Below are 25,938 nucleotides of genomic sequence, written 5' to 3'. Positions count from 1 at the left end.
CAGGTTCACGTTCGTCAGCGTCGCGCCCTTCGACGTCGACGGGACCACGACGCCGTACCAGTTGCCCGTGCCCACCGTCGTCGCGCGCAGCGTGATCGGCGAAGCACTCGTGCCGAGCGCGTCCAGCGTGCCGTTCACCCGGATCTCGCCGCGCGCCGTGTCGTCGCCCGACCCCATGAGGTCGCCGTTCGAGAAGTTCACCACCACGCCAGGCTCGATCGTGAGCTTCGCGCTCGGTCCCACCGTCATGTCGCCCGCGATCGTGTAGGGCGAACCCGCCAGCGTGAGCGTCGTGTTGACCCACAACGTCCCGTGGTAGCCGGGCGTCGCGTCGTTCGTGTAGTCGAGCGGCCCGAGATCACCGCCCGCGTCACCCGCGAAGCGCGACGGCGAGTTCGACGTCAGCCGCATGTTCGTCGGGACCGACACGTACAGCGGGTTTGCCGAAAAACACCCCGTACCCGCCGCCGCGCTGCTGTAGTCGGCGCTCGAACTGCCCCACACGTTCGAGTACGTCGTCGTCACCGCCGTCGTGCCGTTGGCCGTCACACGGTAGATGCCGTACTGCTGCGGGCTCGACGCCAGGCCCGTCACGTTGGAACTCTTCACGTTCACCGTCGTCGAGCCGCCCGTCGCCGCGAACACGTACACGCCGTACGTGCCGTTGCCGTGGAGCGTGCTGTCCGTGATGTTCACCGTCGACGTCGCACCGGAGCTCGCGCCCGTGCGCACGCCGTACGTGCCGCTCCCCTGCACCAGGCAGCCCGTGAAGCTGTTCGTCGTGATCCCGCTCGACGGCACCACGTAGATGCCCGCGCTCGTGTTGTTCTTCGACGTGCAACCCGAGACGGTCGCGGACGTCGCGCCCGTGACGTAGAAGCCGTACGAGCCGTTGTTCGCGGTGACGTTGGTGAGCGTCGGCGTGCCGGCTTCGAGGTAGACGCCGTACGTCGACGAGTCGCTCGCCACGTTCGTGAGCGAAAGAAGCGAGCCGTTGGCCGCGGAGCGCACCGCGTACGAGCCGTACTGCAGGTTCACGTTCGTCAGCGTCGCGCCCTTCGACGTCGACGGGACCACGACGCCGTACCAGTTGCCCGCGCCCACCGTGGTCGCGCGCAGCGTGATCGGCGAAGCACTCGTGCCGAGCGCGTCCAGCGTGCCGTTCACCCGGATCTCGCCGCGCGCCGTGTCGTCGCCCGACCCCATGAGGTCGCCGTTCGAGAAGTTCACCACCACGCCAGGCTCGATCGTGAGCTTCGCGCTCGGTCCCACCGTCATGTCGCCCGCGAGCGTGTACGGCGACCCCGCGAGGGTCAGCGTCGTGTTGACCCACAACGTCCCGTGGTAGCCGGGCGTCGCGTCGTTCGTGTAGTCGAGCGGCCCGAGATCACCGCCCGCGTCACCCGCGAAGCGTGACGGCGAGTTCGACGTCAGCCGCATGTTCGTCGGGACCGACACGTACAGCGGGTTTGCCGAAAAACACCCCGTACCCGCCGCCGCGCTGCTGTAGTCGGCGCTCGAGCTGCCCCACACGTTCGAGTACGTCGTCGTCACTGCCGTCGTGCCGTTGGCCGTCACACGGTAGATGCCGTACTGCTGCGGGCTCGACGCCAGGCCCGTCACGTTGGAGCTCTTCACGTTCACCGTCGTCGAGCCGCCCGTCGCCGCGAACACGTACACGCCGTACGTGCCGTTGCCGTGGAGCGTGCTGTCCGTGACGTTCACCGTCGACGTCGCACCGGAGCTCGCGCCCGTGCGCACACCGTACGTGCCGCTCCCCTGCACCAGGCAGCCCGCGAAGCTGTTCGTCGTCGTCCCGCTCGACGGCACCACGTAGATGCCCGCGCTCGAGTTGTTCTTCGCCGCGCAACCCGAGACGGTCGCGGACGTCGCGCCCGTGACGTAGAAGCCGTACGAGCCGCCGTTCGCCTCGACATTCGTGAGCGTCGGCGTCCCGGCTTCGAGGTAGGCGCCGTACGTCGAGCTGTTGATGACCGTGTTCGAGACCGCGAGGCCCATGGCCGTCGCGCTCGATCGAATCGCGTAACTCGCGTTCGTCATCGTCGCGTTGGCGATCGTCGCGACGCCCGTCGACTCGACGACGATGCCGTACCAGATGCCCGCGCCCGAGCCGCTCTGCGCCGCGAAGGTCACGGGGCTCGCCGCCGTGCCGTTCACGTTGAGCTGGCCCTTGGCGGTGATCTCGGTGCGCGCCGAGTCGAGGCCCGCGGCCTGGGCGTCGCCGTTCGCGAACTGCACGACGGTGCCGGCCTGGATGGTCAAGAACGCGCCTTCAGGCACGGTGACGTCGCCCGAGACGATGTACGGGCTGCCTGCAGGGGTCCACGTCTGGTTGATGACGTTGCCGCCCGTGACATTCGTCGCCGCGCGCGCGGCGCGTGGCACGAGGGCCACGAGGGCGAGCGCGAGCGCGAGCACCACGAGGTGCGCGGCACGCGCGATCGATCGATTCGACATACGAGAAGCCTCCGGGGACGAACCCCGCCTTCGAGACTGTTGGGGCACAAATCATCCGGCGTACGCCGCCGCCCCGGCGCCACGGAGGCCCCGGCCGGGCAGGGTGAATTCACCGAAATGATTTGGGTTTTTGAGGAGATACGTTCGCTTCGGAACGTCCAGGTGGAAAAGTACAACCGATCCGAGGCAGCGACGTCAAGCGGCGGACCCCAGGATCCGCCGCCGTTCGACGCATCGATCAGCCAGACGTGAACGCGCTGCCCGTCCAGCGGAGTGTCACGGGCTTGCCGGTCGGCGGGAGCTCGACGTCGATTGAAACGAGCTTCGGCGGCTTGCCGTCGCCGTCGGGCACGAGCGCATCGACGCGAACCTTCGTGGCGCGCGCGGGCGCGAGCTCTTCGGGGCGCGCGAGCTGCAAGGAGATCGGCGATTTCTCCGCGAGGCCAAAACGGAGCGCGTAGAGGCCCACGCCCGCCGCGACGACGTCGGGGCCGAGGGGGTCGGCGGCCTTGTCGCGCAGGAGCTTCACGTCGAGGGCGAGGGCGCCCGCAGGCGCGCGGACGAGCGCGACCACGGCCGCGTTCGGATACGGGAGCTCGAGCGAGGCCCGCGCGAGGCGATCCGTGTCCGACTCCGCGAGCCCTTGGCGACCACGGCCCTCGGCGAGCAGGACGTGCGCGAGGTAGCCCGCGAGCCTGCCGAGCGTCTCGTCACCCGCGCGACCGCCCGTCTGCGTGACACGCGCGAGCATGCGGTGCGCGATGTCGAGCCGGCCCGCGCCCGCATGCGCGAGCGCAAAACGAATGACGGCCGCGGGCTCCTCGGGGACGAGCTCTTCGAGCACGGCGTAGGCGAGCGACGCGTCGTCGAAAAAACCCTCGTTGCGCAGGCGATCGCCGAGGAAGGCGCGTGCCCACGGGTCCCGCGGGGCGCGCTCGGAGAGCTCGCCGAACGTCCGGCGCGCCTCCGCCTCGTCGCCGATGCGCAGGAGCGCGGACGCCGCGTCCGCGAGCAGGCCCGCATCCGCGAAGGGATCGCGGCGGGCGCGGCGGATCTCCTCGGAGAGCTCGGCCTTCATGTCGAGCGCTTCGAGCAGCGCGAAGAGCCGGCGCCGAAGCCGCGCATCGTGCGGCGCGATCCCGAGGAAACGGCGCACGACCGCGAGCCGCCCCTTGTCATCGTTCGCCGCGCGGTACTGCTTGCGGAACGTGCCCACGGGGTAGCGCTCACTGCCCACGAGCTCGCGCTTGATGGCAAAGAGCTCCTCGGGGCTCTGCGCGCGACGGATCGCTTCGCGCCGCAGCAGCGCGGCCGCGTCACTCTCGCCGAGCAGCTCGAGCTTCCCGGCGACGCCCACGCGCGCAAGGCCGTTCGGCTCATTCACGAGGATGAGCTCGAGCAGCGCACGACGATCGGTCCACGTGGGCAGCTCGCACGACTGCTTCGCTTCGACGTACACCACGTCGGCCTGGCCGCGGTCGAGCCGCTCGCGCCACACGCCGCGGCGGAGCGGCAGCGGCAGGAACGAGGTCGGCGAGCACTTGCGGCCCCGCAGCGTCGCGCGCGGCGGCGGCAAGCCGAGCGTGCGCGTCACGTCGATCGACACGGTGAGCCCGCTCGCAGGGAAGATCATCCCACGCACCACGACCTCGACGCAGCGGTCGAGCGCGTCGTCGTCCGCGCCTGACACGCCCTTCACGCGGACCTTCTCGGCGCGGCCGTCGCCGTCGATCGAGAAGTTCACTTCGAGCTTGCCCGAGAGCTCGGGCCGGAGCGCCGCGCGCGAGTCGCGGCACGCCCGCACCGAGGGGCCGGCCTCGTCGAGCAGCCTCGCTGCGGCCTCGGCCACCGCGGCCTTGTAGGCGGCCTCGTCGTCCTTGTCCTCGGCCGACTCGGTCTCCTGCGGGACGTTCATCAGCGTCCCGGCCGCCGCGCGCGGCGTGGCGAACGCCGCGGAGAAGCCGGACTCGGGCCCGGCCGAGAGATCGAGGATGCGCGTCTGCAAGAGCGTCGGCGTGTAGACGCGCGGGCCGCCGATCACGAAGCCGGTCCACGGCGTGAGCAGGCCGGCGCGCAAGGCCACGTCGGTCGCGGCCTCCCGCCCCTTGCCCTTCAGCGCGATCTCCTCGACACGCGCCGCGGCCCAGCGCCGGGCCACGTCCTGCTCGCGGAACGCGCGCTCCACGACGACGGGCCGCTTCTCCTCGTGCACGCCGCGCGCGTCGCGGTAGCGCAGCGTGATCGAGCGAGGCGGATCGCCCCGCACGCGGCCCACCGCGAAGACCGTCTCGCCGGCCGTGATCGCCCGCGCCGAGCGCGGGTAGATGCGATCGACCTCGGTCCCGAACACGATCTCGACGCCCGCCACCGCGGGCTGCAGCGCCTCGGCGATGAGCTCGGTCGCGACACGCGCGGCGTCCGTCGTGTCCGCGATCTCGAGCAGCGGCCCCGAGCCGCGCACCAGGCTCGCGAGGGCGAAACGGTTCACGAGCGGCCCGACGCCCACAGCGCCGAGGCGCGGCGCCCCACCCTGTCGGCGCGCGAGCCGCGCCTGGATTCGATCGACCGTTGGATCTCCAACGGTCGGCCAGCCGTCGCCCACGTAGATCACCATGCCGGCGGGCGCGTCGACCGGCAGCGCGTCCGCGCCGACTTCGAGGGCACGGCCGAGATCCGTCGCACCGCCCGTCGAGATCTGCCCGAGCGCCTCGCGGATCGCCTTGCGGCGCGCCTCGTCCACCGGCCCGATCGTGGGCGGTCCGATCGGACGCACCGTTTGATCGGCGGCCAGCACGACCACCTTGTCCCGCGCTCCCAGGCCCGAGAGCACCGCGTCGACGAGCGCGCGCTCCGCGTCGAGCAGCGCCGGCTCCACGCTCGACGAGACGTCGAGCACGAGCGCGAGCGTCACCCCGTCCTCGGCGCGCGCCTCGGGCACCTCGGTGCGCACGAGGATCGTCGAAGCCGGATCATCGTCGTCGCCCTCGAACGGCGGCGCCACGAAGAGCCGCGCGGGCGACGACGAAGGCTCGATCGCCACGTCCACCACGAGGTCCGCGGTCGGCCGATAATCGGGCCGCCGCAGCTCGACGGTGCTGCCCGTCACGCGCGCGCCGAGTCCCGCGCCGATCGACTTCGGGCTCGACTGCGTCGCGTCGATCTTCGCGGAGAACTCGCCGATGAGCGGGGGCGCGGCATCCGAGACCATCGGATAGCGGTACTGCACGACCCAGGTCCCATCGCCCTTCGGCCGCGGCGAGAGCCACTCGACGTACCGGACGATCACCTGCACCGTCGCGCCGGGCGAGATGCTCGGAATCGTCGCGCGGACCCAGCCTTCGCCGGCCCACTCGAGCACCTCGCCGCTCGAGCTTCCGCTCCCGGGGCCGCGTAGATCACGCGTGGCGAGCGCGATGTGTCCCTCGTTCGGGTTGCCAATGCGGACCGAGGCGAACCGCGCCACGATCGCGCCCGGCGGGATCGCCAGGCGATAGTCGCCGGTCACGTACGTGCTGCCGGCGTTGAAGAACGTCGTCCGCACCTCGGTCTCGGCGAGCTCGCGCGCGACCGTCGCCTCGACGTCGTGCGCGCGGATCGTGAGCGGCGAGCCGGCGTCGCCGGGGTTGTCCTGCCGACCCTCCGGCCGACCCCAGAGCTCACCGACGGCCCTGCGCGGCGCGCCCTTCGCGCCCCACGGCGCGGCCATGCCGCCCGTCCAGTCGTCGTAGCCGCGCTCGGGCGCGACCTCGACCTTGCTGCCGTCCACCGTGGCCGTCTCGCCCGCGCGCACCGTCTTCTCGGCGCCGCCCGCGCGCACCGTGATCTCCTCGGTCGCCGCGTAGAGCTTCGCGCTCGAGGGGCGCTCGCGCGAGCGCTCGATGCCGGTGTTCGCGCCGCTCACGATGCCCGTGGCCTCGCCGAGCTCGATCTCGGTCCGCGCGCCGAGCGCACCCTGCACGAAGATGCGCCCGTGCTCGAGCGCCACGCCCTTCTGCGTGATGCGCAGGCTCGTCGATCGATCCAGCACGAGGCCCGTGCCGTCGTCGAGGCGCAGGCGCGCCCGACCGTCGGCGTCGGTCTTGACGACATCCCCCTCGGAAAGCCGCCGCGTCTTGTGCACGGGCACGCCCGCGGCGGTTACCGACGCGTGCACCGCCTGCAGATCGGCCACGGTCGGCACGAGCGGCTGGCTCGGCTTCCGTTCGCCTTGCCCGCGCAGGAGCATGACGGTCACGAGGATGACCACGATCGAGCTCACGATCGCGAAGAGCGCGGGCGGGATGGTCCCGCCTTCGGGCGGCAGGGGCGTCGATGGCGTCCGCCGGATCTGCTCCTGCGCGCGCGGATCACTCACGGGTAGCCATTCGGCCGTGTCGAGTTTGTCGCCACGCGTGACCACGACGATACGGCGCTCGTTCACGCGCGGAGGCTCGGGCACGGCGGCCGCCGGCTCGTCGTCGCCATCGTCGTCATCATCGTCGTCGTCGCTTCCGCCGTCGCTCCCGCCTCCGCCACCGCTGTCGCTACCGCCTCCGCTTCCGCTGCCGCCTGCGCTCGCGCTTTCGTCTCCGCTTTCGCTCGCGCTCGCGTTTTCCTCCGCGCTGGTCGTGGGTTCTTCGGGACGAACGGATGCCTCTCCGGCCGCCAGGGTCGCTTCCTCGGAGGGCGTGCCCTTCACGTCTTGCTCTTCTCGTCGCTCGTCGCTCACGGCTCGACCTCCCGGGCCTCACCCTTCGAGATGGCGAACGCCCGCACCGGCTTGCCGCCGCGCGCGAAGCGGATCGTTTGCTTCACGATGGTCTCGCCGTCCTCCCCCTCGTCGAACACGATCGTCAGGATCGCTTCCGCGCCGAGGCGCGCGGCATGCTCCACGTCCTCGCCTTCGAGCCGCACCTCCACGCGTGCGTCCGGACGCATCGGGAGGAGCGCCTGCGCGATCCCCAGCGTCACGTCGCCCTCGGGTGCCGGCATCTGCGTGCCGAGCCCGTTCGTCCAGAGCGACGGATGGAACTCGGGGTGCGACCACGTCAGCAACACGCGCGCCCCGCGCGGCGCCTTGCCGGCCGCGCGTTCGGTCGAGATCACCCGCAGGAGCCGCGCGCGCAGCGTCTGTTCCTCGTCCTTCTTGCCGTTCTTCTGCGCGAGGAGACGGCCCCACGCGAGGTACGTCGCGGCGAACGCGCGCGCCGTCACGGCCGGGCTCTGCTCCGCGTCGGGCGCGCCCGCTGCGCCGCCCTTCTCGGTCCACTTGATGGCCTCTTCGAGCTTGCCCATGCCCTCGGCGGCCGCCGCGAGCAGCAGCGAGACGCTCGTGTCGTCGGGCGCGAGCCGCGCCAGCGTCTCGTACTGCCGCGCCGCGTCCGCGTACCAACCGTGGGCCCTCAAAAGATCGCCGAGCCTGCGCCGCGCGACCGGATCGTCGGGGGCAAACTCCACGATCTCGCCGAACGACCTTCGCGCCTCGGCCTCGTACGCGGCCTTCTTGCCCGCGTCGGTCTCCTTCGCTGCGCGGCGCAAGTACAGCTCGCCGACCGCGGTCCGCACCCGCGCGTCCGCGTCGGGCCTCGACCTGAGCGTCCGGCCGAGCTCACGCGCGCCCGCGTCGTCCGACGCGTCCTCCAGCATGTCGAGCAGCCGCAGCGCGAGCGCGAAATCGTCCGGCCACTGCGCCACGAGCTCCCGCAGCTTCTTCACCCGCTCGTCGGGCGACTTCGTGTCCTTGATGAGCTTCTCGAGCAGGCCCGGATCCATCGACTTCAGGCCGAGCGCGGCGTGAAGCTCGCGCATCTCCTGCGCGGTGCGCACGCGCGCGAGGATCCCGCGGTAGAGCGCGTCGGCCACGCCGAGGTCCGTGAACATCACGCGCCAGAGCGTCACCTTCGCGGCGATCGACGGCATCGCGTCGAGCATGAGCGACACGAGCTTCGACCTCTCGCGCCACGTCGGCGCCTCGCACGCGGAGAGCGCGGCGCGATAAACCGAGCGCACGCCCTGCGCGTTCCCCGCGACGCGACCGAACCGCTCGCGCCACAGGCCCACGCGCTCCTCGAACGGCACGAGCGCGGCGCCGCTGCACGGCGACGCCTGATGCGGCACGTCGCCCACGTGCACCACGATCGTCGTGCCCGTCGATCCGGCGACGCGCTTGGCTTTGTCCGTGGGCTTCTGGGCCTCGTCGGGCTTGTCCTCGCCTGCGGACGCCTTGCCACTCAGGTCCCCGCCCGCGAGCGGATCCCCCGGAGCGTTCGACTGCTTCGTGAACCCCTGCGGCAGCGACGGCGCGGCCTGCGGTGGACGCGGAGGCGCCGCCGGCGAGGCCGTCGCCGCGGCGCTCGGCATCGCGATCGGGGCCTCCATGATCTTCGGCGGCGCGCTCTTGTGCGTGCCGCCGAGCCGCCCGTGCCCCGAGCCGAACCCTTGCCCCGTGCCCGTGCCCGCGCCTTGCCCGATCGTCCCGATGGAACCGAGCCCGATGCCTTCGCCTCGTCCGCCGCCGCCTTCAGCAAGGCCCGAGAGCCCGAGGCCGCCGGCGCCGTACGCGTCGCCGATCGTGCTGCCCCACTGGTTGCCATTCGCGGCGAGACCATCACTCCCGAGCGAATCGTCGCGGCCCCACGGCGCCGTGGGCGCGTTCGGATCGCCGCCCGCGCCCGTATTCAGCATGCCGATCATCCCGAACTCGGCCGCGTCGCGCAGCGCTTGTTGCCGCGCGATGTGCGGATCGGCGTTGTCCGCGGGCCCTTGCACGCCGTAGCGGTTGCCCGACGAGCGAACCGGGCCGCTGCCCATGGAGCCTTCTTCGCCCTTCGCCCGCGTGCCCGTACCACCTTCCTTGTTGTCGCCGTTCGGCGCGGCAGCGACCTCCGCGGCCGCGACTCCGTTCGCCTCTTCTTCTTCGTCGTCGACGTCCGCCTTGATGATCGGCGTCCACATCATCCGGCGCTTCGTCTCCACGAGGCTCCGCGCCATGCCCTTCTTGCGCTCGAGCTCGGCGCGCTCCTCCGGCGTCATCTCGTTCTTCGTCGGCACGTAGAGCGACGTGACCGGCGTGATGATCGCGTGACGCGATCCGAGATCGACCATCGCCGCGCGCCCCGTCGCCTCGACCATCATCTGCAGGAGGCGCCCTTCCGCCCAGCGACGCCGCAGATCCCCCTCGTCCTCGATCCGCGTCACCTGAAGGTTTGTCCGGACCGTACCTGCAGGCCCCGTCAGCGCCACCGACGTCGGCAAACCCGCAGCCGTCACGCGGCCGATCACCGCGATGCTCTCGTCCGCCACGAGCGCGCCGAGATCTCGCGGGAAAATCCGCTCCACCGTGGGCCCGAGATCCACCTGCGCGCCCAGCCAAACCGGCCGCTCGGCATGCTCGAGCAAGCGAAGCGCCACGCGCGCCGCGGCGTTCGCGTCGGCCACGCGCTCGGCGAAACCGCCCCGCGCGAGACCTTCGAGAAGCGCCATGTCCGCGTCGTCGCCCACGCCCACGCCGAACATCCGCACCGGCCGCGGCAGCTTCGCCATCCGATCCCGCAGTTCCTGCAGCCGGAGCTCGCCGACCGTGGGCGCGCCGTCGCCGACGTACACCACCGCGCCACGCCGCGAAGGATCGAGCAGCGCCGCGGCCTGGCTCAACATCGCCCCGAGATCCGTCGCGCCGCCTCGCTCGATCCGCGACATCCGCGCGAGCACCTCGCGCCGCCCCGCCTCGTCGATCGGCGCGAGCCCGTCCTTGCCCGGCACGACCGGCACGAGCGACGTATCCCCGCCGAATACGCCCACCCGATCGTCCTTGCCGAGGTGCGCGAGCAAGGCCGCCGTCGTCGCCCGCGCGATCGCGAGCGAGGGCGCGTCCGTCGCGGCCGACGTGTCGATCACGATCGCCAGATCGAGCCCGCCCTTCGCGATCGGAACGTCGGCGGATCGCACCGGCACGATCACGTAGTCGGCCTCCGTCTTCGCGCGTTCCATCGCGTGCGCGCGCTCCGAAGGCTGCACTGTCTCGAGATCCATCGTGTGCGGCGCCGTGTAGCCGCGCGGCGCGACGAGGCCGTCGTCGAAGAGCTCGATCGCGAGATCGGCCCTCGGCACGAAGTCCTGCGCGCGCACCCTGATCGTCCCGCCCTCGCGCACGCCGCTCATGCCCGTGCGCACCTCGCGCGCGCCGGCCCGCGCGAGATCGATCGTCGCCGTCAGCTCCTCGATGTGCGGCAAGGACCCCTCGGCGCCCTCGGCCGCCATCGGGTACACGTAGAGCCGTCGCTCTCCGCGCGCCCCCGTGCGCCCGAGCCACTCGGCGTACCGCACCACGACGCGCCGCGATTGTCCGGGCAAAATCGGGTAGAGCCGCGCCTTGTACACGCCCGGCGCCTCCCACTCGAGCAGCGCCGGATCTTCCTTGCTGCCCTCGTAGACGTTCGCCTGGTACTGCGCCGCGGCGGCCTGCTTCTCCTTGACGTACCCCCAGAACACCACGCCGTCGCGATCCACGCCGAACTTGTGCAGCGTCGCGCCCGCGGGCGTGCGGAAGCGGTACACACCTTCGACCGTCGCCGAGCTCGGGTTGAAGAAAAGCTCGTCGACCTCGGTGATCGCGAAGTCGTCCTGGATCGACACGCGCACGTCGAGCCTCTGGATCGCGAGCGGGAAGCGCGGCGCGCCTTGCTCACCCGGCCGACGCGCGCCCACCGTGCCCACGCCGTACGGCGAAGGTTCGGCCGAACGATCCGTTGTCGCGAGGCCGCCCGTCCAGTCCTCCCACGTCAGCACCGGCGACGTCTTCGCCGTGGGCTCACCCTTGTGCGGCTCGAGCGTGAGCCGCTCGCCGGCCGTCGCGCGCGCCGAACCGTCCGTGCGCACCTCGCCGGCGAGCACATACACGTCCGACGCGCCGTCCTTCTGGGCCACATCGATGCTCGCGCGCACGTGCGCGAGGTGCAGCGGCCCGGTCGGCGTCTTGAGCTCGGTCGTGATCGTCGCAGGCGTATCCACGAAGACGCGCCCGTGCTTGATGTCGATCACATCGGCGTGGACGACGAGCTCAGCGGGCCCGCGGACGAGCAGCGTCGCGCCTCCGTCCCGCCGGAGCCACGCGAGCCCGTTTTGCTGCACCCGCACCACCTCGCCGTCCACGAGCCGTTCTCGTGGGTACGGTGGGCGTTCCGGCTCACCGGGCGGCGCGACGAGCACGTCGCGACGGACCGTCCTGAGCTCGGCCCAGGTCTGGGATCGTGGCAGGAGCGGGCGCTCCGGTTCACGACATGCGGTGAGCAGCCCCGGACAAACCAGGGCGAAAAACGCCAGCACCACGAGGGCGAGGCGCGGACGAACGCGGTTCGAGGACATCCTGGGGTGCCTCCACATCGAAAAGGAATGCGGAGACACAGGCGCGCCCCCGATCCTGTCGAGAAGACTCTACCAGGACACCCGACCCGGGATTTGGTTCCTTTTGGAGATTGGATCGCGAGGGAGGAGGGAGGGGCGAGGAGCGAGGCGAAGACGTCGTCGCCCCGCTCCTCCATCGAGCCGGCTCAGGGCGGGGGGGCCGCCTGTGCCTTCTTCGCCGACTTCAGGATGTTGAACTCGACGCGGCGGTTCTTCTGGCGGCCAGCGGCCTGCTTGTTGTCGGCGATCGGCTTATCCGGGCCGTAGCCCTTCGCCTGGAGCCGCGCCTTGTCGACGCCCTTGTCGATCAGGTACTTGACCACGGCCTCCGCGCGCTTCTGCGACAGCGCCCGGTTCTCCTCCGTCTTGCCGACGTTGTCCGTGTGACCCGCGACCTCCACGAGGAAGATCTCCTTGTGGATCTCGAGCACGCTCGAGACCGCGTTGAGCACGGCGAAGCTCGTCGCGCCCTGGATCTTGTCGCTGTTCGTCGCGAACTCGACGCGCTGGAGGATCTTGATGTCGTCCTCCGTGATCGTGACGAGCGCCGGGCCCTTGTCCGGGCAGCCGTCCGTGTCCTCGAAGCCGTTCAGGTTCTCGGGCTGCTTCGGGCACTTGTCCTTGTCGTCCGGGATGCCGTCCTTGTCCGAGTCCGGCGACTCGTCGGGGCAGCCGTCCTCGTCCTTGAAGCCGTTGTAGACCTCGGGCGTGTCGATGCACTCGTCGAGATCGTCGTTGATCTTGTCGCCGTCGTTGTCCGGATCCGGGCAGCCGTCGGTGTCGGAGAAGCCGTCCGTGTCTTCCGGCTGATCGGGGCAACCGTCGGCCTTGTCGGCGACGCCGTCCTGATCCTTGTCCGGGCAGCCGTAGAACTCCTTCACGCGCATCTTGCCGAAGTCGTCCGGGCACTTGTCGTCCGCGTCCCCGATGCCGTCCTTGTCCTTGTCGGGCAGCTCGTCGGGGCAGCCGTCGTCGTCCTTCAGGCCGTTGATCGTCTCCGGCTTGAGCGGGCACTTGTCGTTGACGTCGATGACCTTGTCCTGGTCGTTGTCGTCTTCCAGGCAGCCGTCGTCGTCCTCGAATTCGTCCTTGTCCTCGGCGATCGACGGACACTTGTCGTCCTTGTCGTTGATGCCGTCGCCATCCTCGTCGCCGACCTCGGCGACGAACGCGATGCCGCCGAGCGCGCGGAAGAGCGGCACGCCCACGCCTTGCAGCACGCCGCCGCCGCCGCCGAGCGTGAAGGCGAGCGGGACGCTGAGCGGCGTGATCTGGAGGGCGCCGTCGACCTCGAGCGAGTTCGTCCCGTTCTGCGAGCTGAACTTCGTGCCGCCGAAGCCCTCGGCGAACACGCGGACCGTCGGGCTCACGCGATAGCCGAGCGCGGCGCCGTAGCGGAACTCGAAGGGACCCACCGTCGTCGAGCCGAGGCGCGCCTCGGGGCGGTAGACGCCGCGCAGGTTCAGGCCGAACGAGACCCCGCCGAACGAGCCGTCGAAGATCAGCCGGCCGCCCGCGGTGATCGGCGTGCTGTTGCCGATGTACTTGTCCTTCGCGGTGATCGTGCCGAGTGGCGCCGACACGTCGACGGCGCCGCCGAGCACCACGGCGCTCGTCTTCGGATCACCGAAGAAGCGGAACTTGCCTTCGAGCGTCGCGTCACCCACGCCAAACGCCTTGAGGCCGTTCGGATCGGGCCCGCCCGTGTCGAGGTTGATGCCCGAGCCGCTCACGTACATCACGGGCAGGCGCAGGCCGATCTGCACGACCGGCACCGGCGTCAGCGACGCGAGCACATCGGCGGTGAACATGTCGCTGATGACCGCGACATCCTGCGTCGCGGCGTTCGGCGCGCTGCAGTCGGCCTGCGCCCTACAGCTCTTCACCACGAACGGCTTGTTCGCGTAGTTCACCATCAGGCCCGCGGTGAAGCCCATCGCGGCGTCCATGCGAGCCCCCGCGACCGTGAGGTAGTTCTTCGACCCCGGCACGGGTTCGAACCGCTGGACGGAGAACTCTCCCTCCTTCGCGCCGCTCGCGGCGCTCTCCTGGGACAGCGCAGCAGTCGGGACGAGCGAGACGGAGAGAAGTCCCAGAAGAGTCAGCAGCCTTGGCGATAGTCGCGTTCTCATCAACCCTCTTGGCGCGGACGGCAAACCGGCACGTTGGGAACGGCGGTACACGAGAATTGCAGGAATAGAAGACCGTCCCGAGCGCCGCAACGGGGATCCTGGATTCGGGTGAAATTTCGGGCCGTTCTGGCCGTACTGGACGCGATTCGCCGGCCGGCTGACGCTCGGCCGGCCGCTCCGGCCCCGCGAAAAGCACGTTCGCGGCGGGGCCGTCCGCGGCCCGAGGGGCCGGGCCGGGTTTTCCCCGAGGGACCTCGGAACCTGTCCCTTGGCCACGCGGCCAACATCGATCCACGTTGACCACACCCGCTCGGCGTGAGACATCGCCCCTGCCCGAGCGCCCGGACGAGCCGTGCGCGGGCACGGCGAGACGAACCTCGTTACGACACCCAAAGCGCGCGGCACGCGGATTCCAAGGCGGGGCCCCGTCCGGCGCGACACACGCAGCAAACGCGCCATGCGAATTTCGTCGCGGTACCTAGGCTCCTCGTACGGATCGGGAACGAGAACGGCAGCATCCCTCGCGGCGCTCGCCTTCGGCCTCACGGCGGCAGGGTCCGCCCTCGCCCAGCCCGCGGCGCCGCCTCCGCCAAAGCCCGCAGAAACCACGCCTGCGCCTGCGCCTGCGCCCGCGCCCGCGCCCGCGCCCGCAGACGAGCCGCTCGTGCCTCCGAACGGCACGGGCGCAGGCACGTCGACGCAAGCCGCGCCGGAAGCCGCGTCGCAGACCTCCACCCCGCCTGCGCCGAAGCCTGCCGCGCCCGTCGCTGCCACGCCGGATCCGGATCGCGACGCGCGCGCGCTCACGCGCCAGGGCGCCGATCGTCCTCCGCCGACGGGCGATGTCGGCGTGCGACCGAGCGACGTCTTCGCCGAGGACTGGTGGTCACAGGCGCGACCAAGCCTGGAGATTCACGGCCTCTTCCGCGTGCGCGCCGAGCTCTTCCATCACTTCGCGCTCGGCCGTCGCGAGCTGCCCGATCGCGCGCTCTGGCCGCAGCCGCCCGACAACGCCTACTACCCCACGTCGGGCGCGGTCCAGACCGTCCCCCTCTGCGGCGACGATCCCACGGCGACCTCGGCTTGCGAGAACAACACGCAGGCCGGCGCGAACATGCGCTTCCGCCTCACGCCGGAGCTGCACATCAGCGACAACCTCCGGGTCCTCTCGCAGATCGACATCCTCGACAACTTCGTCCTCGGCTCCACCCCCGAGGGCTACTGGAACACGCCCGCGGTCGGCGGCAACTACACCGTGGGCGAGCGCGGCGGCTACGCGCCGCTCGGCGTGCTCGCGACCACCTCGTGGGCGCCCGTCGCGGGACAAACCAGCACCGTCGACAGCATCATCGTCAAGCGCGCCTGGGGCGAGTACGTCACGCCCGTCGGCCTCCTCCGCTTCGGCCGCATGCCGAACCAGTGGGGCCTCGGCATCCTCAACAACGAGGGCAACGGCTACGACTCGGACTACCAGAGCACGGTCGACCGGATCATGTTCGTGACCGGCATCAAGAAGTACGACCTCTACTTCGCCGGCGCGTGGGACTTCATCAGCGAGGGGCCGACAAGCGCGGCGCTCCGCGAGCAGCAGGGCCAGCCCTACGATCTCGGCCAGCTCGACGACGTGAGCCAGTACGTGTTCATGGCCGCGCGCAAGCGTGATCCCGAGCTCGCGCGGCTCGACCTCGCCAAGGGGCTGCCGGTCATCAACGGCGGCATCTACTTCGCGTACCGCAACCAGGTCCTCGCGAACGACACCACCGATGCCGCGACGAGCGCCACGTTCGGCCAGTCGGCAACCGGCATCCGCGCCGGCTATGCACGCCGCGGCGCGCAGTTCTTCACGCCAGACCTCTGGTTCCAGTTCCTCTACAAGAAGTTCCGCTTCGAGGCCGAGGCCTCGATGACCTACGGCACGATCGACAACCTCCAGCCCGCGGGCAGCACCACCGTCGAGCGCAACCCGCTCGACGCCGAGGACACCGGCTGGACCGTGCGGAGCTTCATCGTCGCGTCGCAGAGCGAGATCCGCCTCCTCGACGACAAGCTCCGCATCGACCTCGGCTTCGGCTGGGCTTCGGGTGATCCCGACGTCGAGGGTCTCGCGCCGCCATCGGGCCGGATCGATCGGCAGCTCACGGCCGATCGGACGTTCTCGACGGGCCGGTTCCACCCGGACTACCGCGTCGATCTCATCCTCTGGCGCAACATCATGAGCCGCGTGCAGGGCGCGTATTACTTCCGCCCCTCCGTGCAGTACGACTTCGCGCGCGACCCGAACGGACAGCGCCTCGGCGGCAGCGCGGCGCTCATCTGGAGCCGCGCGAGCGAGTTCATTCAGACGCCGGGCAACAAGCGCGACCTCGGCGTCGAGCTCGACTTCTCGCTGTATTTCCAGGCGAAGGACGGCACGCTGAACGACAAGCCCGATCAGATGGGCGGCTTCTACACGATGCTCCAGTACGGCGTGCTCTTCCCGCTCGGCGGCTTCGACTACCTGCCCGGCGAGATCGGCCGCTACGAGAGCGCGCCGGAGAACCGCAATGCGCCCACGCTCGAGACCGAGACGGCGCAGACGCTCCGCTGGTACCTCGGGATCATGTTCTGAGGCGCGAAACATGGTAGATGGGCGGGCGCCATGTCCGCCTCGAGCCATCAGATTCGCCGCACCTTCCTCGATTTCTTCGCCTCCCGCGGCCACGAGGTCGTCCCGAGCGCGCCGATCGTCCCGCAGAACGATCCCACGTTGATGTTCGTCAACGCCGGGATGGTGCCGTTCAAGGACGTCTTCACGGGCAAGGATCGCCGCCCGTACACGCGCGCCGCGAGCAGCCAAAAGTGCATCCGCATCAGCGGCAAGCACAACGACCTCGAGAACGTCGGCGTCACCGCGCGCCACCACACGTTCTTCGAGATGCTCGGCAACTTCAGCTTCGGCGACTACTTCAAGGAAGAGGCCATCACGAGCGCCTGGGAGCTGCTCACGAAGGTCTACGGCGTCCCGAAGGAGCGGCTCGTCGTCACCGTGTTCAAGGGCGAAAACAACTTCCCCGCGGACGAGGAGGCGGCCGAGATCTGGCGCAAGGTCACGGGCTTCGGCGACGATCGCATCCTCCGGCTCGGCATGGCGGACAACTTCTGGACCATGGGCGACACCGGCCCGTGTGGCCCCTGCTCGGAGATCCACTTCTTCACGGGCGACGAGGTCGACCTCTCGCGGTTCGGCGAGGAGCCCCGGCTCGACGGCTCGGGCTGGACCGAGATCTGGAACCTCGTCTTCATGCAGTACGACCGCGCGGAGAAGGACGCGCCGGTCACGCCGCTGCCTGCGCCGAGCATCGACACGGGCATGGGCCTCGAGCGCATCTCGTTCGTGCTCCAAGGGGTCACGTCGAACTACGACACCGACCTGCTCCGCCCGCTCGTCGAGCGCGCGGCCGAGATCGCGGGCAAGACGTACGGGGCGAGCCTCGCGCCGGACGACATCTCGCTGCGCGTCATCGCCGACCACGCCCGCACCACGGCCTTCCTCATGGCCGAGGGCGTGATGCCCGAGAAGCAGCGGCGCGAGTACGTGCTCCGTCGCGTCATGCGCCGCGCGATCCGGCACGGCTACCGGCTCGGGATCGAAAAGCCGTTCCTCCACGAGGTCGCGCTGCTCGTCGTGGATCGCATGGGCGACGTCTACCCCGAGCTCCGCGACCGGCGTGAGCTCATCGCGCGTGTCACCGAGGACGAGGAGGTCCGCTTCCGCGCCACGTTGAAGCGCGGCATGAAGATCCTCGACGAGCACTTCGATACGATGCGCGAGAAGGGCGACAAGACCCTCGCGGCGCCCGCGGCCGCGGATCTTTTCACCACGTACGGCTTCCCCCTGGATCTCACGCAGGTCATCTGCGGCGAGCAGGGCTACGGCGTGGATGTCGAGGGCGCCAACAAGATCATCAAGGGCGCGGACGAGGCCGACGGACCGATCGATCCGACGGCCGCCCTCGACCCCGCGTACCGGCAGGCGCGGGAAAAACTCGGTTCGCCCGTGGCCTTCACCGGCTACGAGCGCGAGGCGGGCGAGAGCGAGGTCGTCGCGATCCTCGCGGTCGAAAAGAAAGACGGCCAAGGCAAACCCACCCGCGCGCTCGTCGACCGGGCGAACGCGGGCGCGCACGTCGAGGTCGTGGTGAAGGAGACGCCGTTCTACGCCGAGAGCGGCGGCCAGGTCGGCGACATCGGCGTGATCACGGCCGGCGACCTCCGCATCCGCGTCACGGACACGCAGCGCCCGCTCACGGGGCTCGTGGTGCACGAGGGCGTGATCGAGACGGGCGAGGTCAGCGTGGGCCAGAAGGTCACGCTCACCGTCGATCCCGCGGCGCGCTCGGCCACGCGGCGCAACCACTCCGCGACGCACCTGCTCCACTGGGCCCTGCGCACGGTGCTCGGCGAGCACGCGCAGCAGAAGGGCTCGCGTGTCGCGCCGGACATGCTCCGGTTCGACTTCGCGCACAACAAGCCCCTCACGCGCGACGAGATCGAGCGCATCGAGGACCTCGTGAACGGCAAGGTCCTGGAGAACGCGCCGGTGCTCACGGAGGTCCTGCCCGTCGACGAGGCCCGCAAGCGCGGCGCCGTCGCCATCTTCGAGGAGAAGTACGGCGACGTCGTCCGCATGCTGACGATGACCCAGGACTCGATCGAGCTCTGCGGCGGCACGCACGCGCGGGCGCTCGGCGACATCGGCCTGTTCAAGATCACGGGCGAGGGCGGCGTCGCGGCCGGCGTGCGGCGCGTCTTCGCGGCGACGGGCAAGAACGCGCTCGGCTACGTGCGGAGCCTCGAAGACGACATCCAGAAGGCGCGCCAGGTCGCGAAGGCGCAGGGCGGCGATCTCTCGGACAAGATCGGCAAGATCGTGGCGCACGAGCGCGAGCTCGAGAAGAAGGTCGCCGAGCTCGAGCGCAGGCTCATCGAGGGCGGCGGTCCCGGCGGCGGCGGGGGCGGCGGGATCGACGCGATGCTCGCGGAGGCCCGCGATATCTCGGGCATCAAGGTCCTCGCGCGTCGCATGCCCGATGGCACGCAGGCGGCGGCGCTGCGCGAGATCGCGGAAAAGCTCCGGGACAAACTCGGCGAGTCGAGCCTCGTGCTCGTGGGCGCGGTGGACGCGGGCAAGGCGCAGCTCGCGGTGATGGTCTCGAAGGCCGCGACGAGCCGCGTGAAGGCCGGCGACGTGATCAAGAACGTGGCCGCGATCGTGGGCGGGCGCGGCGGCGGCCGGCCCGACATGGCGCAGGCCGGCGGCCCCGAGGCCGGCAAGATCGACGAGGCCATCGCGGCGACGTATGGCGAGGTCGAGCGTCTCGTGACGGCGTAATTCGGGCGTCCCCCTACACGTCTCCCCTACCTCTTTCAGGATCTTCCTCACGCCGCGCTTGCCTCGGCGCGGCGTATTGCCCTACCGTCGACCGGTTCCACGGGTCGATGGGGATGAGCCAGGACACGGATTCGCTCGAAGCGCAGGTGGCGGAGCTCCAGCGCCGCAACGCGGAGCTCCAGCGGGAGCTGTGGTTGAAGACGCAGATGTACGCGACGCTGGTGGAGGACCAGCGTGAGCTCATCTGCAGGTTCAGCATGGATGGCACGCTCTCCTTCGTGAACGACGCGTATTGCCGCTACTTCAGCAAGACGCGCGAAGAGCTCATCGGCCACCGTTTCGCGCCCCTCGTCCCGGAGGAGGATCAGGTCCTCATCGCCGACGTGCTCGCCCGACTCGGGCCGAACGAGCCAGTCATCGAACTCGAGCACCGGGTGCTGCCGCCTGGGGGCGAGGTGCGATGGCTCAACTGGATCGATCGCGCGATCCTCGACGAAGCGGGCAACGTCGCGGCGTTTCAGGCCGTCGGGATCGACGTCACGGATCGGCGGCGCGCGGAGGAGCACGCAACGCGGAACGAGCAACTGCGCGCGGAGCTCATCGACGCGCAGGAGCAGGCGCTCCGGGAGCTCTCGGCGCCGCTCATTCCCATTGCCGACGACGTGCTCGCAATGCCGCTCGTCGGGCGTATCGACGAGAAGCGCGCGCAGGTCGTGCTGGAGACGCTGCTCGAAGGTGTGGTGAACATGGCGGCCGAGACGGTGCTGCTCGACGTGACGGGCATCACGACGATCGACACCCAGGTCGCCGAGGCGCTCGTGCGCACGGCGCACGCCGTGAAGCTCATCGGCGCCAAGGCCGTCTTCACCGGGATCCAGCCCCACGTGGCGCAGACGCTGATCACCATGGGCGTCGAGGTGCACGGCGTGATCACGGTGCGCAGCCTGAAAGACGGGATCGCGTGGGCGATCCAGGAGCGCGGCAAGGCCCGCAAGGCAGCGCGGCCCCGGCCCCGCCAAGCCTGAACCGCTAGGTCAGGAGGCCGGACGATTCCGGTCCAGCACCAGGATGCTGTACGCGGGGGACGTGGTCCCCTGCTCCGGTTCGTCGCGGCGCGTGATCTCCCGCCATTCTGCCCGGTCGAATGCGGGAAAAAAGGCGTCGCCCGCGGGCCGGGCGTGGACCTCCGTCAGATACAGCCGATCCGCCTGCGCGAGCGCCTCCGCAAACAAGGCCTCCCCGCCAATGACCACGATCTCGCCGGCGCCGACCTCCGCCGCAAAGAGGCGCGCCCGTCCGATGGCCTCGGCAAAGGAGTGGCAGACCACCGCTCCCGGCGCGCGATAATCGTCCTTCCGCGTGACGACCAGGTTCTTGCGGCCAGGCAGGGGTTTTGCCCCGATGCTCTCCCAGGTCTTGCGGCCCATGACAATGGGCTTGCCCATGGTCGTGGCCTTGAAGTGGGCGAGGTCGCCCGGAAGCCGCCAGGGCAGGCGGTTGTCGACGCCGATGACGCCATTCTCCGCGACGGCGGCGATCAGGGCGAGGCGGGGCTCGGTCGTCATTTCCCGTCCTTCACCTCGAGCCTATCGAGCAGCCACGCGTACTTGAACGCCATCTCCTGCATTCGCTCGTAACGCCCTGATTTGCCCCCGTGCCCGGCCGGATCGAGGTGAATGCGCAGGAGGAGCTGGTTCTGGTCCGTTTTCATTTCACGGAGCTTCGCCACCCATTTCGCGGGCTCCCAGTACATCACCTGGCTGTCGTTGTACGACGTGTTCACGAGGATCGACGGATACGCCTTCTTCCCGACGTTCTCGTAGGGGCTGTAGCGGGCGATGTATTCGAATTCGTCCTTCTTCTTGGGATTGCCCCACTCCTCGAATTCCTCGACGGTGAGCGGGAGGGATTCGTCGAGCATCGTGTTGATCACGTCGACGAAAGGCACGTCGGCGATCGCCGCGCGATACAGATCCGGGCGCATGTTCAGGACCGCGCCCATGAGCAGACCGCCCGCGCTCGCGCCCTGGATCGCGATGCGATCCTTCGCGGCCCAGCCCATTTGCACGAGGCCCTCGGTCGCGTCCACGAAATCGGTGAACGTGTTCATCTTCGTCTTCATGCGCCCGGCGTCGTGCCAGATCTCGCCGAGCTCGCCGCCGCCGCGAATATGGGCGATCGCGCAGACCACGCCGCGATCCACGAGCGAGAACGCCTGCGCCGAGAACATCGGGAAGATGGGGAAGCCGTACGAGCCGTATGCATATAGGAAGAGCGGGTTCTTCCCGTCCGGGTTCGTCCCTTTTTTGTAGAGCAGCGAAACCGGGATCTTCGTGCCGTCCTTGGCCGTCGCGTGCACCCGCTTCGACTCGTACCGGCCGGGATCGTAGTTCGGGACCTCCACGCGCTTCTTCTGCACGAGCGCGCGCTTCTTCGGTTCGTAATCGTACACCGTGGGAGGCGTCGTCGGTGATTCGAACCGGAATCGATAGAACGTCGCGTCGAACTCGCGGTTGTCCCCCTGCCGCAGCGTGAAGATCGGCTCGGGCAGCGTGACCCGGTGCGAGCCGTCGAGGGAGAGCTTTTTCGGGTCGAGCACCCGGATCTGGCGCAGGCCGTCCTCGCGCTCGAAGGCCACGGCAAACGTCGAGAAGAGCTCGACGAATTCGATCATCACGTTCTTGCGGTGCGCAATCGTCTCCTTCCACGACGCACGCCCCGGGGATGAGACCTTGGCCACGACGAGCCGGTAGTTCGTCGATTTCGGATCGCCCGGCTTCGCGGGGCTGTTCGTGCGGATCACGAGTTCGTCGCCGCGATGATCCACGTCGTACTCGTGGTCCTGCTCCCGCGGCTCGACGAGCGTGAGCGACGCGCTGGGTTTGTCCGCGGGCAGGAAACGGACCTCGCTCGTCGTGTGGCTGTTCGACTGGACGAAGATGAGCTTCTTGCTGCTCGAACGAGCCGAATGCAGGCGGAACCGCTCGTCCTTCTCCTCGTAGAGCAGCGCATCCTTGGCCGCGTCGTCGCCGAGGTTGTGCCGGAAAAACTTGTGCGAGCGCTTCGTGACGGGATCCTCGACCGTATAAAAGAGCGTCTTGCCATCCTTGGCGAACACGACCGACGTGACGCGCTCGGCCCGATCCGCGAGATCCTTGCCCGTCTTGAGGTCCCGCACGTGAAGCACGAATTGCCGGAAGCCGGTGGTGTCGAGGCCATACGCGAGGAGATTGCCGTCCTCGGAGAACGCGAGCGGGCCGAGGCCCACGTATTTCTCGGTCTTCGCGATCTCGTTCGGATCGATCACGATCTCCTCGGGCGCCTTGTCCCCGCCCTTCACGGCCTTGCGGCAGTAAATGGGGTATTGTTTCCCTTTTTCGGTGCGCGTGTAATAGAGATACGCGCCCTCCCGGGAGGGGACCTCCACGTCGGTCTCCTGCAGGCGGCCGAGGATTTCGCCATAGATGCGGTCCTTCACCGGCGTGAGCGCGGCGGTCATGGCCTCGCTGTACGCGTTCTCCGCGCGCAGGTGCTCGAGCACCTCGGGCGCGTCCTTCTTGCTCAGCCACGCATAGTCGTCGACGAGCTTCACGCCGTGGAGCTCGGTGACGCGCGGCTCCTTCTTGGCAATCGGCGCGACCGGGCCCTTCGGTGCCGGTTTTTCCGCGGCGGCGGCGCTCGTCGCGGCGGACGGCGACGCGGCCGGCAGGCTCGTGGTCGGCGCGGGCGCCGGAGGCAGGCCCTCGCCCGAACAGCCGAGGACGAGGAGGAGCGGAAGGACGAACGGGGTGCGTCGGATCATCGCGGCGAAGGATAGCCCAGGTTCGCCCTCGGGCATGGCCTACGGAACGCGCCTCCAGGAGCGGAACCGCCGAGCCGGCGCGTTCCGCGCCGCGCCCTGGCCCGGACATCGCATCGCCCCTACCGTCGCCGACGAGGACAGGCAACCCGAAACGTTTTTCAAATCTGCAACGTGCGGCGCGCGCGGGTGCTTCTCTCGCGTTCCGCCACGAGGTCCGGCTGCCCGTTGCGGCCCTCGGGGCGCCTTCGGTATCGTACGAGCCTGCCGCGGCGGAAAGACGCGGCCAGACGAGGAGCGCCATGTCGTATCGAGCGGGTGATGTCATCGACGGTCGGTACAAGCTCCTCGATCTCATCGGCAGCGGCGGCCACGGCTACGTGTTCCGCGCCGAGGACATGGACCTCAGCGCGCCCGTCGCCGTGAAGTGCCTCCTGCCGAACATCACGAGCGAGCCCGTGTTCACGACGCGCATCGCCCGCGAGGCGCGCGCCATGGGCCTGCTCAGCGGCACGGCGGCGACGCAGATCCTCGCCTTCAACCGCTCGGACAACGGCACGCTCTACATCGTGATGGAGCTGCTCGAGGGCAAGGATCTCGAGGCCTACGTGCGCGGCGTCGAGGCGAAAGGTGGGCCCATGCCCATCGATCGCGCGCTCGAGATCATGCGCCCCGTCGCCGAGACGCTCTCCGCCGCGCACGCGCGCGGCATCGTGCACCGCGACGTCAAACCCGCGAACATCTTCGTCCTGCGCACGCGCGCGCGGGGCCGCGTGCGGCTGCTCGACTTCGGCCTCGCCAAGGAGGTCGGAGGTTTCACGGTCACGCGCGACGGCACCATCGCCGGATCCCCGACGTACATGGCGCCCGAGATCTGGGCGGGCAAACCCAAGGACCTCGATCACCGCGCCGACGTCTACTCGTTCGGCGCCGTCGTCTTCCGCATGATCGGCAGCAGGCTCCCGTTCCCCGCACGCAAGATGGTGGAACTTTTGCGCGCTGTCTCGACCGACCCGCGCCCGAGCCTGCGCGCGCTCCGGCCCGATCTGCCGGAGGCCGTGGATCCGTGGGTCGCGCGGGTGCTCGCGAGCCAGCCTTCGCACCGCTTCACGTCGATGCAGGAGGCGTGGACCGAGCTCTGCAAGGCGCTCGGTCGCACCACGGAGCTCGAGGACGACGATCTCGGCTTGCCTTGAATCGGCGTTTGTCTGCCCGTACGCTCGGCACATGTCGGACCCCGGCGCGGACACGGTGCCGATCTTTCTGCTCGCCCCCGCGCAGCTCTTTCATGAGCGATACCGCATCGTGCGCACGATCCGCACGGGCGGGATGGGCGCCGTCTACGAGGCCACGGACGAACGCACCGCCGGCCGCCGCGCCCTGAAGATCATCCACCCGAACCTGCTCGCCGAGCACGCAGACTTCAAGGCGCGCTTCGAACGCGAGGCGCGGATCCTCGGGGAGCTCGAGAGTGATCACATCGTCCGCGTGATCGACGCCGGCGTGGACGTGCCCTCGGGTTTGCCCTTCCTCGCGATGGAGCTCCTGCGCGGGCGCGACCTCGGCATGGTCGTCACCGAGCGCGGCGCCCTGCCCCCCGGCGAGGTGCGCACCTACCTCGCGCAGGCCGCGTTCGCGCTCGACAAGACCCACGCGGCAGGCGTCGTGCATCGCGACATCAAGCCCGACAACCTCTTTCTGACGTACCGCGACGACGGCTCGCCGTGCCTCAAGCTGCTCGACTTCGGCATCGCCAAGGCCGACGGCCACCTCGGCATCGGGATGCAGACGAAGACCATCCTCGGCAGCCCCTACTTCATGGCGCCCGAGCAGATCTTCATGGACCAGCCCATCGGCCCCGCCGTCGACGTCTACGCGCTCGGGCACACGGCGTTCATGCTGCTCGTCGGCGCGCCGTACTGGGCCGAGGAGTTCGAGAAGGCACCCTCGATCATCACGCTCGCGCGTTGCCTCGACAACCCGCTGCCCGAGCCCCCCGCGACGCGGGCGCGGCGGCGCCACGCCGTGGAGCTGCCCGCGGCAGTCGACGCCTGGTTTTCACGGTGTGTCGCGCGAAACCCGGGCGATCGATTCCCGAGCGCCTCCGCCGCACTCGTCGCGCTCTCCGAGGCCCTCTTCCCCGCGGACCATGTGGACCCGAGCCACTCGACGCCGCCTCCGCCGCGGGAGCCCTACATTTCGGTCACGTACGAATCGACGCCGCCCCCTCCGGCGCGCGGCTCCCGCCCCTCGATCCCGCCGCCGAGCGAGGAAACGAAGCACCCGACGCCGTCACGGACGAGCCGGCACTCGACGCCGCCGTCCTCGCTGGAGCGGGTGAAGTCGTCCGTGTCGCGGGCCCGGAGCGGATACACGATCCGCGTGGAGCGGGAGCGTAGGCTCGTGCGGCTTTCGGTATGGGGCTTCTGGACGGTCGATCAGGCGCGGGCCTACTACGAGGAGTTCGCGCGCGTGACGCAGCCGCTCTGGGGCAAGCGCTGGCGCGTCCTCGCGGACACCGCGGACTTCGCAGCCCAGAAGCCCGACGTGAGCGCGTTCGTGGAGCGGACGATGGAGGTCGCCCAGAAAAACGGCTGCGTGCGAGCCGCAAATATCGTGTCGAGTACGCTGACGAAGATGCAGCTCGCGCGCATGTCCATCGAGCAAGGCTTGCCCTCGTTCGCGTTCTTCCAGGACGAGGCCGAGGCCATGATCTGGCTGCTCGATGGCACGTAAGAGGGGTTTTCACAGCGTAGCGCCGGGGTTTCACCCCGGAC

11 protein-coding genes are annotated in these 25,938 nt (G+C 69.8%); 5 read left to right on the top strand and 6 right to left on the bottom strand.

Features of this window, described 5'->3' with window-relative positions; translation table 11 throughout:
* The 4 genes from KEG57_RS22530 to KEG57_RS22515 form a co-directional block, all read right to left on the bottom strand.
* The coding region (locus KEG57_RS22530) for a beta strand repeat-containing protein (RefSeq protein ID WP_272458791.1) at positions 1-2,478 on the bottom strand (2,478 nt) is incomplete at its 3' end.
* A 238-nt stretch (positions 2,479-2,716) separates the two neighbouring features.
* Positions 2,717-7,186: a VWA domain-containing protein gene (locus KEG57_RS22525; protein WP_272421105.1), complete on the bottom strand. Its 4,470-nt coding sequence runs from the start codon at positions 7,184-7,186 to the stop codon at positions 2,717-2,719.
* Positions 7,183-11,820 (bottom strand): VIT domain-containing protein, encoded by a 4,638-nt coding sequence (locus KEG57_RS22520; protein ID WP_272421104.1) that lies wholly within the window; start codon positions 11,818-11,820, stop codon positions 7,183-7,185. Before KEG57_RS22520 ends, KEG57_RS22525 begins: the two co-directional genes overlap by 4 nt.
* A 185-nt stretch (positions 11,821-12,005) precedes the next feature.
* Complete coding sequence (locus KEG57_RS22515) at positions 12,006-13,991, bottom strand: OmpA family protein (RefSeq protein ID WP_272421103.1); 1,986 nt, start codon at positions 13,989-13,991, stop codon at positions 12,006-12,008.
* Positions 13,992-14,448: 457 nt separating this feature from the next.
* Here KEG57_RS22515 and KEG57_RS22510 point away from each other — a divergent pair, with 457 nt between their 5' ends.
* The 3 genes from KEG57_RS22510 to KEG57_RS22500 all read left to right on the top strand — a co-directional run bounded on the left by KEG57_RS22510 (position 14,449) and on the right by KEG57_RS22500 (position 20,387).
* On the top strand, positions 14,449-16,599 hold the full coding sequence (locus KEG57_RS22510) for a TIGR04551 family protein (protein ID WP_272421102.1): 2,151 nt from the start codon (positions 14,449-14,451) through the stop codon (positions 16,597-16,599).
* 30 nt (positions 16,600-16,629) lie between these two features.
* The gene (alaS, locus tag KEG57_RS22505; RefSeq protein ID WP_272421101.1) at positions 16,630-19,362 is read left to right on the top strand and encodes an alanine--tRNA ligase; all 2,733 of its coding nucleotides are present in this window, start codon (positions 16,630-16,632) and stop codon (positions 19,360-19,362) included.
* 113 nt (positions 19,363-19,475) lie between these two features.
* Complete coding sequence (locus KEG57_RS22500) at positions 19,476-20,387, top strand: PAS domain S-box protein (protein ID WP_272421100.1); 912 nt, start codon at positions 19,476-19,478, stop codon at positions 20,385-20,387.
* A gap of 9 nt (positions 20,388-20,396) precedes the next feature.
* Here KEG57_RS22500 and KEG57_RS22495 read toward each other — a convergent pair whose 3' ends face one another.
* Positions 20,397-20,927, bottom strand: coding sequence for a dihydrofolate reductase (locus tag KEG57_RS22495; RefSeq protein WP_272421099.1), 531 nt, complete (start codon positions 20,925-20,927; stop codon positions 20,397-20,399).
* Complete coding sequence (locus tag KEG57_RS22490; RefSeq protein WP_272458790.1) at positions 20,924-23,164, bottom strand: S9 family peptidase; 2,241 nt, start codon at positions 23,162-23,164, stop codon at positions 20,924-20,926. The genes KEG57_RS22495 and KEG57_RS22490 overlap by 4 nt, the downstream gene beginning before the upstream one ends.
* 299 nt (positions 23,165-23,463) lie before the next feature.
* Here KEG57_RS22490 and KEG57_RS22485 point away from each other — a divergent pair, with 299 nt between their 5' ends.
* Both KEG57_RS22485 and KEG57_RS22480 read left to right on the top strand, forming a co-directional pair.
* Positions 23,464-24,357, top strand: coding sequence for a serine/threonine-protein kinase (locus tag KEG57_RS22485; protein ID WP_272421097.1), 894 nt, complete (start codon positions 23,464-23,466; stop codon positions 24,355-24,357).
* Positions 24,358-24,388: 31 nt separating this feature from the next.
* Positions 24,389-25,897: a protein kinase domain-containing protein gene (locus KEG57_RS22480; RefSeq protein ID WP_272421096.1), complete on the top strand. Its 1,509-nt coding sequence runs from the start codon at positions 24,389-24,391 to the stop codon at positions 25,895-25,897.
* Positions 25,898-25,938: the final 41 nt, after the last annotated feature.

The organism is Polyangium jinanense (assembly GCF_028435365.1).
This window is presented reverse-complemented; position numbering and strand designations above follow the sequence as displayed.

What these genes read in the sequence shown, in the direction of transcription:
- KEG57_RS22495 (WP_272421099.1), bottom strand. Translation starts at nt 20,927, where the DNA reads ATGACGACCGAGCCCCGCCTCGCCCTGATCGCCGCCGTCGCGGAGAAT.
- KEG57_RS22520 (WP_272421104.1), bottom strand. Translation starts at nt 11,820, where the DNA reads ATGTCCTCGAACCGCGTTCGTCCGCGCCTCGCCCTCGTGGTGCTGGCG.
- KEG57_RS22480 (WP_272421096.1), top strand. Translation starts at nt 24,389, where the DNA reads ATGTCGGACCCCGGCGCGGACACGGTGCCGATCTTTCTGCTCGCCCCC.
- KEG57_RS22485 (WP_272421097.1), top strand. Translation starts at nt 23,464, where the DNA reads ATGTCGTATCGAGCGGGTGATGTCATCGACGGTCGGTACAAGCTCCTC.
- KEG57_RS22515 (WP_272421103.1), bottom strand. Translation starts at nt 13,991, where the DNA reads ATGAGAACGCGACTATCGCCAAGGCTGCTGACTCTTCTGGGACTTCTC.
- KEG57_RS22500 (WP_272421100.1), top strand. Translation starts at nt 19,476, where the DNA reads ATGAGCCAGGACACGGATTCGCTCGAAGCGCAGGTGGCGGAGCTCCAG.
- KEG57_RS22490 (WP_272458790.1), bottom strand. Translation starts at nt 23,164, where the DNA reads ATGATCCGACGCACCCCGTTCGTCCTTCCGCTCCTCCTCGTCCTCGGC.
- alaS (WP_272421101.1), top strand. Translation starts at nt 16,630, where the DNA reads ATGTCCGCCTCGAGCCATCAGATTCGCCGCACCTTCCTCGATTTCTTC.
- KEG57_RS22510 (WP_272421102.1), top strand. Translation starts at nt 14,449, where the DNA reads ATGCGAATTTCGTCGCGGTACCTAGGCTCCTCGTACGGATCGGGAACG.